The organism is Ruegeria sp. AD2(2025) (genome assembly GCF_056542385.1).
In genome coordinates this window covers 13,735-29,435 of the sequence record NZ_JBQFZS010000015.1, presented here as the reverse complement: position 1 = coordinate 29,435, position 15,701 = coordinate 13,735, and the positions used below count along the sequence as shown (strand labels likewise).

General features: G+C 61.0%; 15 protein-coding genes. 4 read left to right on the top strand and 11 right to left on the bottom strand.

The genetic code is table 11. The features are described 5' to 3' along the window. Position 1: 1 nt before the first annotated feature. On the bottom strand, positions 2-1,429 hold the full coding sequence (gene ccoG / locus ACR1XV_RS20015; protein WP_480534613.1) for a cytochrome c oxidase accessory protein CcoG: 1,428 nt from the start codon (positions 1,427-1,429) through the stop codon (positions 2-4). Between the two features lie 102 nt (positions 1,430-1,531). Then, positions 1,532-2,407, bottom strand: a complete 876-nt coding sequence (locus ACR1XV_RS20010; RefSeq protein WP_480534611.1) for a LysR family transcriptional regulator — start codon at positions 2,405-2,407, stop codon at positions 1,532-1,534. 99 nt (positions 2,408-2,506) lie between these two features. On the opposite strand from ACR1XV_RS20010, the gene ACR1XV_RS20005 reads away from it, so the two are divergent. Next, the gene (locus ACR1XV_RS20005; protein ID WP_480534609.1) at positions 2,507-2,665 is read left to right on the top strand and encodes a hypothetical protein; all 159 of its coding nucleotides are present in this window, start codon (positions 2,507-2,509) and stop codon (positions 2,663-2,665) included. A gap of 151 nt (positions 2,666-2,816) precedes the next feature. On the opposite strand, the gene ccoP is transcribed toward ACR1XV_RS20005, so the two are convergent. Genes ccoP through ccoN form a run of 4 tightly spaced genes read right to left on the bottom strand, consistent with a single transcriptional unit; the run spans position 2,817 to position 6,224 of the window. Then, positions 2,817-3,680, bottom strand: coding sequence for a cytochrome-c oxidase, cbb3-type subunit III (ccoP, locus tag ACR1XV_RS20000; protein WP_480534607.1), 864 nt, complete (start codon positions 3,678-3,680; stop codon positions 2,817-2,819). After that, on the bottom strand, positions 3,677-3,862 hold the full coding sequence (locus ACR1XV_RS19995) for a CcoQ/FixQ family Cbb3-type cytochrome c oxidase assembly chaperone (protein WP_050605006.1): 186 nt from the start codon (positions 3,860-3,862) through the stop codon (positions 3,677-3,679). Before ACR1XV_RS19995 ends, ccoP begins: the two co-directional genes overlap by 4 nt. 11 nt (positions 3,863-3,873) lie before the next feature. Further along, a complete protein-coding gene (ccoO, locus tag ACR1XV_RS19990) occupies positions 3,874-4,602 on the bottom strand; it encodes a cytochrome-c oxidase, cbb3-type subunit II (protein ID WP_480534605.1) in 729 nt (242 codons plus the stop codon). Between the two features lie 14 nt (positions 4,603-4,616). Continuing rightward, on the bottom strand, positions 4,617-6,224 hold the full coding sequence (ccoN, locus tag ACR1XV_RS19985; RefSeq protein WP_480534603.1) for a cytochrome-c oxidase, cbb3-type subunit I: 1,608 nt from the start codon (positions 6,222-6,224) through the stop codon (positions 4,617-4,619). A gap of 192 nt (positions 6,225-6,416) precedes the next feature. On the opposite strand from ccoN, the gene ACR1XV_RS19980 reads away from it, so the two are divergent. Next, on the top strand, positions 6,417-7,256 hold the full coding sequence (locus ACR1XV_RS19980) for a universal stress protein (protein WP_480534601.1): 840 nt from the start codon (positions 6,417-6,419) through the stop codon (positions 7,254-7,256). A 48-nt stretch (positions 7,257-7,304) separates the two neighbouring features. On the opposite strand, the gene ACR1XV_RS19975 is transcribed toward ACR1XV_RS19980, so the two are convergent. Together ACR1XV_RS19975 and fnrL are read right to left on the bottom strand one after the other, a co-directional pair. Beyond that, positions 7,305-7,559 carry a GlsB/YeaQ/YmgE family stress response membrane protein gene (locus ACR1XV_RS19975; protein ID WP_480534599.1) on the bottom strand — a complete coding sequence of 85 codons (255 nt, stop codon included), beginning with the start codon at positions 7,557-7,559 and terminating at the stop codon, positions 7,305-7,307. Between the two features lie 47 nt (positions 7,560-7,606). After that, positions 7,607-8,350, bottom strand: coding sequence for a transcriptional regulator FnrL (fnrL, locus tag ACR1XV_RS19970; protein ID WP_480534597.1), 744 nt, complete (start codon positions 8,348-8,350; stop codon positions 7,607-7,609). A gap of 61 nt (positions 8,351-8,411) precedes the next feature. On the opposite strand from fnrL, the gene hemN reads away from it, so the two are divergent. Together hemN and ACR1XV_RS19960 are read left to right on the top strand one after the other, a co-directional pair. Continuing rightward, on the top strand, positions 8,412-9,767 hold the full coding sequence (gene hemN, locus ACR1XV_RS19965; RefSeq protein WP_480534595.1) for an oxygen-independent coproporphyrinogen III oxidase: 1,356 nt from the start codon (positions 8,412-8,414) through the stop codon (positions 9,765-9,767). A gap of 215 nt (positions 9,768-9,982) precedes the next feature. Continuing rightward, positions 9,983-11,908: an elongation factor G gene (locus ACR1XV_RS19960; protein ID WP_480534593.1), complete on the top strand. Its 1,926-nt coding sequence runs from the start codon at positions 9,983-9,985 to the stop codon at positions 11,906-11,908. A 22-nt stretch (positions 11,909-11,930) separates the two neighbouring features. Here the strand turns inward: ACR1XV_RS19960 and ACR1XV_RS19955 are convergent, their stop codons facing one another. From ACR1XV_RS19955 to ACR1XV_RS19945, 3 genes are read right to left on the bottom strand one after another with little or no spacing between them, the layout of a single operon-like run. Then, complete coding sequence (locus ACR1XV_RS19955; protein ID WP_480534591.1) at positions 11,931-13,508, bottom strand: ABC transporter ATP-binding protein; 1,578 nt, start codon at positions 13,506-13,508, stop codon at positions 11,931-11,933. Next, the gene (locus ACR1XV_RS19950; RefSeq protein WP_480534589.1) at positions 13,505-14,611 is read right to left on the bottom strand and encodes an ABC transporter permease; all 1,107 of its coding nucleotides are present in this window, start codon (positions 14,609-14,611) and stop codon (positions 13,505-13,507) included. Before ACR1XV_RS19950 ends, ACR1XV_RS19955 begins: the two co-directional genes overlap by 4 nt. After that, the gene (locus ACR1XV_RS19945) at positions 14,612-15,700 is read right to left on the bottom strand and encodes a microcin C ABC transporter permease YejB (protein WP_480534587.1); all 1,089 of its coding nucleotides are present in this window, start codon (positions 15,698-15,700) and stop codon (positions 14,612-14,614) included. Position 15,701 lies beyond the last annotated feature (1 nt).

Sequence of the window (15,701 nt, the reverse complement as noted above, 5' to 3'; positions counted from 1 at the left end):
CTCAGTTCCCTCGTCCGTTGAACGTGGTGTCCTTGTTGGCGCGCTCGCCGCTTTCAAGGTCTTCGACCCAGATGCGCACCGCCGTACTGTCGGCCGCTGCCGGTCCGGTATCCTTGGTCGCAACGATGTAGACGCGGGTCAATTGTGCCGTATCTGCGGTGACATTGACAGTGTCCCCTTCGACGCCTTCAATTTCCAACTGCAACGCCGGATCGCCCGCCAGCGACAGCTTGAAGGGCCGGTCCTCGCCATGCTTGTTGCGCAGGCGCACGTCATAGGTGTTGCGGATAGCGCCGTCCGATAGGGTCACGAAGGTCGGGTTCCGCACCGGTGCCACCGTCAGGTCGATGTCCGACCGGATGAACAGGGCGAACAGCAGCGCAAAGCCCACCAGAGACCATAGCGAGGTATATAGGATGGTGCGCGGGCGCAGGATGTGTTTCCAGACATTCTTGGGCGGCTGCCCTTCGCGCTCGCGGGTCTCATCGCTGAGCGCCATATAGTCGATCAGTCCGCGCGGCTTGCCGATCTTGGCCATCATGTCGTCACAAGCGTCGATGCACAGCGCGCAGGTGATGCATTCAAGCTGCTGCCCGTCACGGATGTCGATCCCGACGGGGCAGACATTCACGCAGGCCATGCAGTCTATGCAATCGCCCAGTTCGGTATCCTTGGTACGCTTGCCCTTGCCGCGCGGCTCACCCCGCCATTCGCGGTAGCCGACGACCAGCGTATCCTCGTCCATCATTGCCGCCTGAATCCGTGGCCAGGGGCAGGCATAGATGCAGATCTGTTCACGGGCGAAGCCGCCGAAGAAGAAGGTGGTCGCCGTCAGGATCAGCATGGTGGTGTAGGCCACCGGATGCGCGTTGCCGGTGACCAGATCGCGCGCCAGTGTCGGCGCGTCGGCGAAATAGAACACCCAGGCCCCGCCAGTGGCCAGGCCGATCAGGAACCAGACCACCCATTTGGTCAGCCGCAGGCGGACCTTGCGGGCGTCCAGCTTTTTCTGCCGGTGCAGGCGCAGGCGGGCGTTGCGATCACCCTCGATCCAACGCTCGACCAGAATATAGAGGTCTGTCCAAACGGTCTGCGGGCAGGCATAGCCGCACCAGACCCGACCCAAGGCCGAGGTGAACAGGAACAGCCCAAGCCCCGCCATGATCAGCAGACCGGCGACGAAATAGAACTCGTGCGGCCAGATTTCGATCCAGAAGAAGTAGAAGCGCCGGTTAGCCAAATCCAGCAGCACCGCCTGATCCGGCAGGCTGGGGCCGCGGTCCCATCTGATCCACGGCGTGATGTAATAAATGCCCAGCGTGACCGCCATGATGATCCACTTGAGGTTCCGGAACGGGCCGGACACCCGTCTTGGAAAGATTGGCTCTCTGGCGGCATAGAGACTGGGGGTGGGGTTGGAATCGCTCACAGGCTGGCTCCGGGACTGGCATTTCTGTGTGTTTGTTGTTCCAGATCACAGGCCTAGGAACTTTGACATGGGTCAAAACGCGCATCGTACAGACACCTTTTGTCACACCGCGCGAGCCTGACGTTTCAGCCATGTGATAAAGGTTCTGACCGGCTGCCTAAGTGCCCGTTTTTGCGTGACAATATGGTATCCGCGCAGGTCGGGTTCGGCGAACAGTTCGACAATGCGGCCGACCTTGATATCGGCCTCGACGAATTGTCGCACGGTGACCGTGACCCCCTGCCCCGACCGCAGCCCGTCCAGCAGCAGATTGCCCGGCAATTGCGTGCGCCCGGCCCCGCGTTCGGGGCCAACGCCGCGCTCGGTCAGCCATGTGGTGGCCTCGGTGGTGCCAAATTCCTCGAGCCACGGCAATTGCGCCAGTTCCGTCGGGGTCCAATCGGTCTTGCCGCCCAGAAGCTTGGGCGAGGCGACGATGACCATGGGTGTCTGCAGCAACATCTCGCTGTCCACGCCGGGCCAGCCGCCCGCGCCATAGCGGATGGCCACGTCCACGCCGCCCGGGCGCAGGTCGACCACCTCGAAGGTCGGGTCGAGGATCAGGTTGACCTCGGGGTGGGTCGCGCGAAAGCTGGGCAGGCGCGGCATCAGCCACGACGCGGCAAAGGATGAGGTCAGCGAGACATGGACGGGGCGATCCTGACCAGAGCGGGCAAGATCACCGACCGCCGTCTCAATCGCGCCGAACCCCAGTTGCAGGGCGCGGGCCAGATGCTCTCCGTCGCCGGTCAGGGTCAGCGCCTTGCCCGAGCGGTCCAGCAACGCCACGCCCAGATGCTTTTCCAACGCGCGCAACTGCTGGCTGATGGCAGCGTGGCTGACATTCAGCGCTGCCCCGGCATCGACGACATTGCGCCTGTCAGCAAAGGCTGCAAAGGCGCGCAGCGCAGCAAGCGGGGGAAGGTTCAGCCAGTCCATATGTAACCCAAACTTACACAAAGGAATGGTAATTGAGTCGCATTTCACGCCCCGAAGGTCAATCCTTATGGCAGAAACCAGATCATACAGGAGGCCCCCATGCTGACCGTTTTTGCCAGATCTTTCATGACCGCCACCCGCATCGACGCACCTCGAATCCGCGACATGCCCAAGCCGCACAAGCGCAGCCGGCGCTGGCTGCCCGAGGGTCACTGGTGGAAGGAAACGCCGCGCGACGTCGACCTGCGCGATCTTTAAGGCGGGATCAGCGGCCGTTTCTGGACCGCGATCAAACCAGCCCTAAACTAAGGAAAAGCGGCACCGGCTGTTCTGGAAACGCGCGAACAGATGGAACAGCCGGTGCCTCAACCTTCGGGCGGGAGACCGCCCGGAGGTGTTCTTTTGGACCTTACTGGCCACCACCCAGCTGGTGGACATAGGCCGATACTGCGCGGATCTGCGCCTGGGTCAGACGGTTTTCCCACGATGGCATGACGCCAAAGCGGCTGTTGGTGACCGTCTCGGTCAGAGCCTCTTCGCTGCCGCCGTACAGCCAGATCGCGTCGGTCAGGTTCGGCGCACCCTGGAAGATGTCGCCGGTGCCGTCCTCGCCGTGGCAGGCCGCGCAGTTGTCCTCAAAGACAACCTTGCCCGCCTCGGCCGCCGCATCGTCGGTCTGAGCGTTGGTCAGAGACATGACGTATTGCACCACCTGGGTGATCTCGTCATGTTCGAGGATTTCTCCAAACGCGGGCATCTCGGAATAGCGCGCATCGTCGCTTTCCTCGTTACGGATGCCATACGCGACGGTGGTCTCGATATCCTCAAGGGTACCGCCCCACAGCCATGCGTCATCCAGCAGGTTGGGGAAGCCCGGCGCACCCTGCGCGCCCGATCCGTGGCATTGTGCGCACCAGGTCCGGAATACAGCACCGCCTGCATTGACTGCATATTGCTGCAGCTCTGCATCGCTTGCGATGTCATCCAGCGGGGTTTCGACCAGCTTGGCATTCCACGGCGCATTCGCTTCTTCGAACGCAACCATATCCTGCTGCACCAGCTCACGCGAGGACCAACCCAGCACACCGGCAGTTGCCGATTGCACCAGCGGCCATGCGGGATACATGACTGTATAGATCACGCCCCAGAAGATGGTTGCGTAGAAGGTCCACAGCCACCAGCGCGGCATCGGGTTGTCAAATTCCTCGATCCCATCCCAGGTGTGCCCGGTGGTATTAGGATCACCCGGCTGTTTTTCAGGTGTCTTGCTCATTGCCGCGCCTCCTTGGATGTGGCGGGTTTATCTTGATGCCGGAACGGGATGTTGGCGGTGTCCTTGTATTCCTTGCTGGCACCGGGGCGGAAAACCCAGATCACGATGCCAACGAAGAAGGCAAAGAGCAGCAGCAGCATCCAGCTGTCCGCGAACTGTCTGAGGATTGTGTATTCTTCCATCACATTCCTCCTTAACGGCTAGCGTCCGGCGTGAAGGTCGAGAAATCGACCAGCGTGCCCAGCATCTGCAGATAGGCAATCAGCGCATCGGCCTCGGTCAGTTCGGGCTGACCGTCGAAGTTGCGCACATTCACCTTGTCGCCATAGCGTTCCAGCAACCCGTCATAGTCGCTGTCCGGGTCGGCCTGAGCGCGGAAGTCGGCTTGCGCGTTCTCCAGCATCTCGTCGGTATAGGGCGTGCCCACGACGGCGTTCACCGCCATGATGTCACCGATATACTTGCCGTCCAGCTTGCGATATTCGAGGAAGCCGTATTTCGGCATCACCGATTCCGGCACCACCGACTGCGGATCCCGCAGGTGGTCCATCTGCCACTGGTCCGAATAGCGGCCACCGACGCGCGCCAGATCAGGCCCGGTGCGTTTCGATCCCCACTGGAACGGGTGGTCATACATCGATTCAGCCGCCAGCGAGTAGTGGCCATAGCGTTCGACCTCATCCCGCATCGGGCGGATCATCTGGCTGTGGCAGACATAGCAGCCTTCGCGCAGATAAATCTCGCGCCCCGCCATTTCGAGAGGGGTGTAAGGGCGCATGCCCTCCACCTTTTCGATGGTGTTCTCAAGGTAGAACAGCGGGGTGATCTGAACCAAACCACCGATGGTTACGACCAGAAAGCTGAAGATCAGCAGGAGGGTCGCGTTGGTCTCGAGGATCTTATGTTTGTCGAGAATTGCCATTGCTCCGGCCCTCCTTATTCAGCCGGGACCGCGACGGACAGGCTGGCCTCTTTGGCCGGCGCTTTCCGCACAGTCATCCACAGGTTGTAGCACATGATCACAGCACCAGCGAGGAACAGGACCCCACCAAGACCGCGCACCACGTACATCGGGAACTTGGCAGCCACGGTGTCGGCGAACGAGTTCACCAGGAAGCCGTTGGCATCCACTTCGCGCCACATCAGGCCTTCCATGATCCCGGTGACCCACATCGACGCGGCGTAGAGCACGATGCCGATGGTGGCGAGCCAGAAGTGCCAGCTGACCATCTGCAGCGAGTACAGACGCTCACGCTTCCACAGGACAGGCACCAGGAAGTACAGCGCACCGAAGGTGATCATGCCATTCCAGCCCAGCGCGCCCGAGTGCACGTGACCAATGGTCCAGTCAGTGTAGTGGCTGAGGCTGTTCACGGCGCGGATCGACATCATCGGACCCTCGAACGTGGACATGCCGTAGAAGCCGACCGAGATGACCATCATGCGGATGATCGGATCGGTGCGCAGCTTGTCCCATGCGCCCGAGAGCGTCATCAGACCGTTGATCATACCACCCCAGGACGGCATCCACAGCACGACCGAGAACACCATGCCCAGCGTCGAAGCCCAGTCAGGCAACGCGGTATAGTGCAGGTGGTGCGGACCAGCCCAGATATACAGGAAGATCAGCGCCCAGAAGTGGATGATCGACAGCTTATAGCTAAACACCGGACGTTCGGCCTGTTTCGGGATGAAATAGTACATCATGCCCAGGAAACCGGCGGTCAGGAAGAAGCCCACAGCGTTGTGGCCATACCACCACTGGATCATGGCATCTTGGACGCCCGACCAGACGATGACCGATTTGGAACCCCAGATGCTGACCGGGATGGTCATGTTGTTGACCAGGTGCAGCATGGCGACGGTCACGATGAACGCCAGATAGAACCAGTTTGCCACGTAGATGTGGGGTTCTTTCCGCTTGATGATCGTGCCCAGATAGACGGCCAGATAGGCCACCCAGACAACGGTCAGCCACAGGTCAACATACCATTCAGGCTCGGCATATTCTTTCGACTGGGTTCCGCCCAGCAGATAGCCGGTTGCGGCCAGAACGATGAACAGCTGATAGCCCCAGAACACGAACCATGCCAGATTGCCGCCCCAAAGGCGCGCGGCGCTGGTGCGTTGCACGACATAGAACGAGGTTGCAATCAGCGCGTTGCCGCCAAAGGCGAAAATCACCGCCGATGTGTGCAGCGGCCGCAGACGTCCGAAGTTGGCATAGCCCTGCGCCCATTCGAAGTTCAGCGCCGGAAAGGCCAGCTGGAACGCAATGAAAGTCCCTGCCAGGAACCCGACCACACCCCAAAATGCAGTTGCGATCACGCCATAGCGGATCACGCCATCCATGTATTCCCCTGAACGGTCCACGAGAATATCTGGCTCGTCTGTGTTTCTAAGCGTCCAGATGAACAGGCCACCGGCGATCAACATCACCAGTATCGCATGCACCTGATACGCCAAATCGCGTGCATAATTGGATCCGATCGCGGCGAACACCACAACCAGCCCAAGCACGATCAGCTTGATATAATTTGACATATTGCGTCCCTTTGCCATGCCCCGCACGGTTCCGATGCCGCCCGAGACCCATTTGACTGTATGCTGTAATGCAGCGAGGCCGCTGATGCTGCTTTGATCTGCATCAAGACAAGCCTCTGTTTTCTGTGACAGGTATTTGCCAAGAAACAGGTGCGCGCGCCAAACCGGCGGCGGTAGAATCACGAGGGCGACATGGCATATAAATCCCTGCTCACGGTCATGACGGAAACTGACCTGTCCCGGGCAGCATTGGCGCAGATGGTGGCGCTGGCTCAGGGGCAGGACGCCCATGCCGAGGCCCTGTGCCTGGGCGTCGACCGTAGCCAGACCGGTTATTATTATGCCGGTGCCAACGCGCTGATCCTGCAAGAGACTTTGAACCGCGCTAACGCCGAAGCGGAAGAGGTTCTGACCTTTGCGCAGGATTATCTGGGCAAGTCCGGCGTGCGCTGGTCCGCCGAGAACGGCGTCGCCCAGATCGCTGATATCGGTCGCCACGTCGCGCGGCGTGCACGGTTTTCGGATCTGGTGATTCTGCCCCGCCCCTATGGCAAGGACCGCGACACCGAGGCCGAGCCCATTGTCGAGGCCGCCATGTTCGAGGGCCACGCGCCGGTTCTGCTGGTGCCGGACAAGGTCCAACCGGTGGCGGCCCCGCAGACAGTGATGATCGGCTGGAACGAAAGCGTCGAGGCCATGCGGGCCATCCGCTGCGCCCTGCCCTTCCTGAAACGGGCGGCTGTGACGCGCATCGTGGTCATCGATCCGCCCCGCCACGGGCCGGACCGGTCAGACCCAGGCGGACTGCTGTCGCAGATGCTGGCCCGGCATGGTGTCCGGTGCGAGATCGACGTACTCAGCAAGACGATGACCCGGGTTTCGGACATCCTCAACCGCCATGCGGCAGATACCAATGCGGATATGATTGTGATGGGGGCCTATGGGCATTCGCGCTTCCGCGAGGCCATTCTGGGCGGCGCAACCCGCAACATGCTGGAACAATCCGCTGTACCGGTGTTTCTGGCGCACTGACGCAGAACCGGCACGACGCCAAAGCCGCCCTGTGGGGCGGCTTTTTGGTCAGGTCTTGCGGATCAGGCCGATCAGGAACAACAGGATCACCGCTCCGACGGTGGCAAAGAAGACCGACGAAAACAGGCCACCGCCGACCGCAAAGCCCAGTGCGGGAAAGATGGTGCCGGCCAGAAACGCGCCCAGAATCCCGACGATGACGTTGCCGATCAGGCCAAAGCCGCGGCCCTCCATGATTCGGCCCGACAGCCACCCGGCAATCGCACCGATAAAGAGCATCGCCAACAGACTGCTGAATACCATTGTCTTGCTCCTGCCGTTGAAAGCCCGCGCGGTCGACCTGTCAGCGGTCAGACGAGGAAACCACCATCCGTATCGTCACCCGCTTCTTCCATCAGGCGCCCCATATCGGGAATGGTGACATGGCGCTTACCCTCAAGCGCGATGATCTGGTCCTTTTTCAGCGCCGACATCTGGCGACTGACGGTTTCCAGCGTCAGGCCGAGGTAATCCGCCATCGCCTCGCGGGTCAGAGGCAGGTCGAACACGATCGGACCGGATCTACCGGTCTTATTGATCGAGGCATCCCGCCGGGCGATGATCGACAACAGGCTGGCGATCTTTTCGCGCGCGGTCTTACGCCCCAGAACCAGCATCCATTCACGGGCCGCATCCAGTTCATCCAGCGTCATCTCAAGCAATCGCTGGGCGATATGCGGCGTGGAAACCATCAGATCCTCGAACGGCTTCTTGCGAAAGCAGCACATCACCAGATCGGTCGTCGCCATCACATCATAGGGTGCATTGTCACGCCCGGGGCGACCGACGAAATCGCTGGGCAGCAACAGGCCCACCATCTGCGTGCGACCGTCCTCCATCGTCTGGGTCAGCGAGGCAATGCCGGACACGACCGAGCCGACGAAATTCATGGGATCGCCCGACCAGATTATCGTCTGGCCAGCCTCGAAGCTGCGGTAATACTTGATACTTTCAAGCTCATCCAGCTCATCTTTTTCGCAATGCGCACAAACTGCCCGATGCCGGATCGGGCATTCATCACAGTTTGTGTGCTCATACAAGGCCTTGAGTGTCATTCGCGTTTCCACTTGATCTCGGTCAAAGTATCTGAGCCTCCCTAGGTATACCCGTATCGCCATGACAATGAAACCTCAATTGGCACGGCTTGGACTTTTTGACGCGAAAGTACCGCGTTATACCAGCTATCCCACCGCTCCGCATTTCAGCAATGACGTGGGGGCAGAGCTGTTCGGCGACTGGATCTCCGGACTGCAGCCCGGCAGTTCCGTCTCGCTGTATATCCACGTCCCGTTCTGCCGCAGACTGTGCTGGTTCTGCGCCTGCCGGACACAGGGCACGCAGACCGACAATCCGGTCATCGCCTATGTGGACGTTCTGAAGGCCGAGCTTGACCTGCTGGCCGCCCGCCTGCCCGAAGGCATCACCTTGTCGCGCCTGCATTGGGGCGGCGGCACCCCGACGCTGCTAAACGCCGATCTGATGCGTGATCTGGCGGCGCGCATTCTGGATACCGTGCCGCTGGGGCCGGATGCCGAATTCTCGGTCGAGATCGACCCCAACGAGATTGACGAGGCCCGTCTGGACGCGCTGGCCGAGGCCGGGATGAACCGCGCCTCAATCGGGGTGCAGGATTTCGACGACGAGATTCAGAAAACCATCGGCCGCATCCAAAGCTATGACACCACCCGCGAGGCCGCCGAAATGATTCGGGCGCGCGGGATTTCCAGCCTGAACGCCGATATCCTTTATGGCCTGCCGCATCAGACCAAAGCCCGCATGACCGAAAGTGTGCAGAAGTTGCTGTCGCTGAACCCGGATCGCGTGGCGCTGTATGGCTATGCACATGTGCCCTGGATGGCCAAGCGCCAGCAGATGATTCCCTCGGACGCGCTGCCCACACCCGAGCAGCGGCTGGAACTGTTCGAGACCGCCCGCCGCCTGTTCCTGTGGGACAATTACGCCGAGATCGGCATCGACCATTTCGCCACGCAGGACGATGGCCTCACCCATGCGCTGCGCGCGGGCCGTCTGAAGCGGAACTTCCAGGGCTATACCGACGATCAGGCTCCGGTGCTGATCGGGCTGGGGGCCAGTTCGATCTCGCGCTTCCCGCAGGGCTATGCGCAGAATGCCTCGGCCACCTCGGCCCATACCAAAGCTATTCGAGAGGGACAGTTCTCGACCGCGCGCGGGCACCTGTTCAAAGGACAGGATGTCCTGCGTGCACGGCTTATCGAGGCGTTGATGTGCGATTTCCGGATCGATTCAAACGAAATCCTGCGGGATCACGATATCTCGGCCGCCGAGTTGCAACAGATGTATGCCGCCGCAAACGCCGCCTTTGACGGGTTGCTGCGCGTCGATGAAACCGGTCTGTTCATCCCGCCCGAGGCCCGCGCCCTGACACGCATGATCGCCCGCAGCTTCGACGCCTATGACCTGAGCAAGGCCGGGCACAGCTCGGCGATCTGACACCTGTTTCGCGGGCTGGCCCTTCGGCCCGCATCACTCACACCGGCACGGGGGCTTGACGCACGCCTTCGGTATTCTCCACACTCAGGGGGTGGAGGGGTACGCCCTTTCGCAGCCCGAGGCAGGCGAATTCGCAGACAGTTCTTGCCGACGCAATCGCGTTCGACAGCCCTTTTCGTGCAGCCATTCTGCAACCTGAAAGAGGGACAGCACTCATGCGCGTTTTCACCGTCCTCGGCCCCAGCCAATCGGGCAAAACCACCTTGGTCGAAGCGATCAGCCGCCTCGACGGGCGGCCCACCACATTCGATGTTGCCGGAACCGTGCATCTGCACGGTTTTTCTTATTTGGACGAGCCCTGGTGCGCGGTCGATGTGGATGGCGGCGGCGATGCGCTGGCCTATGTCGGCCCTGCAATGGCGATCTCGGACGCTGCCGTTGTCGTGGTTCCGCCCGACCCGGACGCCGCCGTTCTATGTGCCCCTTATCTGCGGCTGGTCGAAGAGGCCGGTATCCCCTGTTTCCTGTTCATCAACCGCATGGACAGCCCCAATGGCCGCATCCGTGACATCGTGGCATCCCTGCAGACCTATTGCTCGCATCATATCGCCCTGCGGCAGGTCCCGATCCGCGACGGCGACACGATCATCGGCGCGGTCGACCTGATCTCAGAGCGCGCATGGAAATATCAGGAAGGGCAACCCTCGGCCCTGATCGAACTGCCGCAATCGGTAGAGGACCGCGAACAGGAAGCCCGCACCGAGCTGCTGGAGACGCTATCGGATTTTGATGACCACCTTCTGGAGCAGCTGATTGAAGACAAGCAGCCCCCAAGCGATGAGGTCTATGAACTTGCGGCGCAAGTTCTGCAGAACCATCAGCTGATCCCGGCCTGTCTGGGGGCCGCAAGCCACGGCAACGGCCTGACCCGGCTGATGAAGGCGCTGCGGCATGAGGCGCCCGAGTTCAACATCGCCGCCGACCGGGACGAAGCCGAAGAAACCGCGCGCGCCATCGCGGGCTTTGCGGATGTTAAAAAGCACATCGGCAAGATCACCGTGCTGCGCGGCCTGGGCGATGGTGTGAAAGCGCATGAGCCCCTTGGAGGTGAGACCGTCGGGAACCTGACCACGCTGGACGCCAAAACCCAGATCGGGGCGCTTGAGGCTGGGCAGATCGGATTGGCGGTGAAGTCAGATCACCTGAACCCCGGTTTCATCTATGACAGTGGTGCGGCCACGCCGCTGCCGGAATGGGCCTCATCGCATCCGGCGGCGCATCGTCAGGTGGTATCGCCCGCGCATGAGCGCGACGATGTGCGCCTGTCAAACGCGCTGACCCGGCTGGTCGAGATTGACCCCGGTCTGCATCTGGAACAGGACGATCTGAGCGGGCATTCGATTCTGGGCTCGCAAGGCCCACAGCACATGCGGCGCGTCACAGCCAAGCTGGCCGAGGATTTCGGCATCGAAATCGAAGCCGAGGCCGCCGGAACCGCCTATCGCGAGACCATCCGCACCAAGGTTGAACACCGCCACCGCCACCGCAAGCAATCCGGCGGGGCGGGGCAGTTTGCCGACGTGGTCATCTCGATCGCGCCCCTACCGCGCGGCTCCGGGTTCCAGTTCGAAGAGGTCGTCAAAGGCGGTGCGGTACCTCGGAACTATATCCCCTCGGTGGAACATGGGGCCAAGGATGCGTTGGTCGAAGGACCCGAGGGCTTCCCGGTTGTGGACGTAAAGGTGACGCTGAGCGACGGCAAACATCACAACGTGGACAGTTCCGATTTCGCCTTCCGCACGGCGGGTAAGAACGCCGTGCGCGAGGCGCTGCCCGAGGCGAAACCGGTGGTCCTGCAACCGATCCTGAATGCCGAGATTCACCTGCCCTCGACTTTCGTGGGCGATCTGGTGCCGACTATCAGCTCGCTGCAGGGTCAGGTTCTGGGTTTCGAGGGCAACCCGAACGCATCAGGCTGGGAAATCTTCAACGCCCAGCTTCCGGCGGTGGCCGAAGACGAATTGCACCGGACACTTGCCAGCGCCACCCGCGGCACCGGCTGGGTCAAACTACAATTCGATCACTATGAAGAGCTGCGCGGCCCGGTACCCGCATCCGCCAAAAACAAGGAAATGGCCTGAGGTTAACGGCGCGGGCTGCCTGTCAGCCCGCCGCCGCAATCAGTTCGCGGGTGTAATCGGTCTGGGCGTTTTCGAACAGGTCCTCGGCTGTACCGATCTCGACCACATCGCCGTTACGCATGACGATGACGTTGTGGGACATCGCCCGCACGACCTTGAGGTCATGGCTGATGAACAGATAGGCCAGCCCGTATTTCCGTTGCAGATCCCGCAAAAGATCGACGATCTGCACTTGCACGGTCATGTCCAACGCGCTGGTGGGTTCGTCCAGCACCAGCAGCTTGGGCCGCAGCACCATCGCGCGGGCGATGGCGATGCGTTGCCGCTGCCCCCCGGAAAACTCATGCGGATACCGATCCATTGATGCGGGGTCGAGGCCCACTTCGGTCATCACCTCGGCCACCAGTTCTCGGGGCGCGCGGTGGGGGTCGACCTTGTGGATCGCCAGCCCTTCGGCGATGATCTGCATACAGGTCATCCGCGGGCTGAGGCTGCCGAACGGGTCCTGAAACACGATCTGCATATCCTTGCGCAGCCGCCTGAGTTCGCGCGTCGACCAGCGGCGCACATCCTGATCGCGGAAGGTGATCGCGCCCTCAGACGCAATCAGCCGCATGATCGCCAGCGCCAGCGTGGTCTTGCCCGAGCCGCTTTCGCCCACGATCCCCAGCGTCTCACCCGCGCGGACGCTGAGCGTCGCGTCGTTGACCGCCTTCACATGGCCGACGGTGCGTTTAAGAAACCCGCGCTGGATCGGGAACCAGACCTTCAGGTGATCGGTGCGGGCGACCTCTTCGGCGTCGGTCGCAACCGGATCGGGGTGGCCTGATGGCTCGGCCGCCAACAGTTTGCGGGTATAGGGGTGCTGCGGATTGTCGAAAATTTCGGTGGTCACCCCGGTTTCGACAATCTCACCATCCTTCATCACACAGACCCGGTCGGCAATCCGGCGCACGATGCCAAGGTCGTGGGTGATGAACAGCATCCCCATGTCTTCGGATTTCTGCAGCTCGGCCAGCAATTCCAGAATCTGCGCCTGGATGGTGACGTCCAGAGCAGTCGTCGGCTCATCCGCGATCAGAATGTCGGGCTTGTTCGCCAGCGCCATCGCTATCATGACCCGCTGACGTTGGCCGCCAGACAATTGGTGCGGATAGCTGTCCAGCCGGTCCTGCGGGTCACGGATGCCGACCTTGGTCAGCAGTTCAATGATCCGGTCCCGCGCCGCATCACCGGTCACGTTCTGATGCAGCGCCAGCGATTCCGCCATCTGCTTCTGGATCGTGTGCAGCGGGTTCAGCGAGGTCATCGGCTCTTGAAAGATAAAGCTGATGTCGTTGCCGCGCACATCCATCAACCTGTCCTCGGACGCGCCGATCATCTCTTGCCCGTCATAGGTGACCGAGCCTTCGACAATCGCACTGTCGCCCAGCAGCGAAACGGTGCTGAGCGCGGTCACGGACTTGCCCGAGCCGGATTCACCCACCAAAGCCACCGTTTCACCGCGATCCACGGTAAAGGACACGCCCTTGACCGCTGCCGAGATCTGCCCGTCCTGCCGGAACGAGACCTTCAGGTTGTTCACATCCAAAAGGCTCATGAGAAGGTCTTTCTGGGATCAAACGCATCGCGGACGCCTTCGAAAATGAAGACCAACAGCGACAGCATGATGGCAAAGGTGAAGAACGCGGTGAAGGCCAGCCACGGAGCCTGAAGGTTCTGTTTTGCCTGCAAGGTCAACTCGCCCAGCGACGGGGCCGAGGACGGCAGACCGAACCCTAGAAAGTCCAGCGAAGCCAGCCCGCCGATGGTGCCGGTGACGATGAAGGGCATGAAGGTCAGCGTGGCGACCATCGCGTTGGGCAGCATGTGGCGGAACATGATGGTCATGTTGCCCACACCCAGCGCGCGGGCAGCGCGGACATATTCAAGGTTCCGCGCCCGCAGGAATTCGGCCCGCACAACACCCACCAATCCGGTCCAACTGAACAGGATCATCAGGATGACCAAGAGCCAGAAACTTCGCCCCAGAATGGCGAACATGATGATGATGACATAGAGCGAGGGGGTAGACGACCAGATCTCGATGATGCGTTGGAAGATCAGATCCAGCCAGCCGCCGAAAAAGCCCTGAATGGCCCCGGCGAAGATGCCGATCAGACTGGCTGCCCCGGTGACGATCAGCGTAAAAAGGATCGACAATCGGAAACCATAGATCACCCTTGCCAACACGTCGCGTTTGGTGTCATCGGTGCCCAGCAGGTTCTGACCGTTGGGCGGAAGTGGCGCGGCCCCGGGGCGATCCACGCTGGTGTTGAAGGAATAGGGGATCAGCGGCCAGATCGCCCAGCCGCGCTCAAAACCCTCGGCTTCGAATGTGCCTGCCTTGATCTCGTCGATGATGCCTTCGGGGTCGTCGAAACACTGATCCAGACCACCGCTGTCGATCAGGCACATCACCTCCGGGTCGCGATAGATGGCTTCGGTCTGGAAATCGCCGCCGAACTCGGTCTCGGCGTAGAAGTTGAAGACCGGTGTGTAAAACTCACCCCGGTATTTGACCAGGATCGGTTTGTCATTGGCGATGAATTCGGCAAACAGCGATATCCCGAACAGGACCGAGAAGATGATCAGTGACCAGAACGCCCGGCCATTGCGCCGGAAGTTGCGCCAGCGGCGCTGGTTGAGGGGGGAAAGCGCCATTTACCCCTCCCGCTTTTCGAAGTCGATGCGCGGGTCGACCAGCACATACATCAGGTCGCTGATGATGCCGACAACCAGCCCCATCAGACCGAAGATAAAGAGCGTGCCAAAGATCACCGGATAATCGCGCGCCACGGCGGCCTCGAACCCCAGACGGCCCAGACCGTCGAGCGAGAAGATGGTCTCGATGATGATCGAGCCGCCAAAGAACACGCCAATGAACACCGCCGGGAAGCCAGCGATCACGATCAGCATCGCGTTGCGGAAGACGTGGCCATAGAGCACCTTGCGCTCACTCAGGCCCTTGGCGCGGGCGGTCATGACGTATTGCTTCTTGATCTCGTCCAGAAACGAGTTCTTGGTCAGCAGGGTCAGCGTCGCGAAGGCCGAAATCGTCAGGGCGATGATCGGCAAGGCAATGTGCCAGAAGTAGTCGGCGATCTTGCCGAACAGGCTGAGGCTGTCCCAGTTGTCCGAGGTCAGCCCCCGCAGCGGGAAGATTTGCCAGTAGGAGCCCCCGGCGAACAGCACCAGCAACAGGATCGCAAACAGGAAACCGGGAATGGCATAGGCCACGATGATGGCCCCGCTGGTCCATGTATCAAAGGTTGAACCGTCCTTGATGGCCTTGCGGATACCCAGCGGGATCGACACCAGATAGGCAATCAGGGTCGACCACAGGCCCAGCGAGATCGAAACGGGCATTTTTTCCAACACCAGATCAATCACGCTGATCGAGCGAAAATAGCTCTCGCCGAAATCCAGCGTCAGGTAGTTGCCCATCATGCCCAGAAAGCGTTCAAGCGGAGGCTTGTCGAAGCCAAACTCTTTCTCAAGCTCTGCGATAAATTCCGGCGGCAGGCCGCGCGCACCGACATATTTATCGTCAAAGGCTCCGCCTGCGGGCTCGGCACCTGCATCGCCACCACCGGCAAAACCGGCAAAGACATCTCCCTGACCTTCAACCTGCGCGATGATCTGTTCGATCGGCCCGCCGGGCACGAATTGCACCAGCGTGAAGTTGACGATCATGATGCCCAGAAGCGTCGGTATGACCAGCAACAGGCGTCTTAGGATATAGGCGCCCATA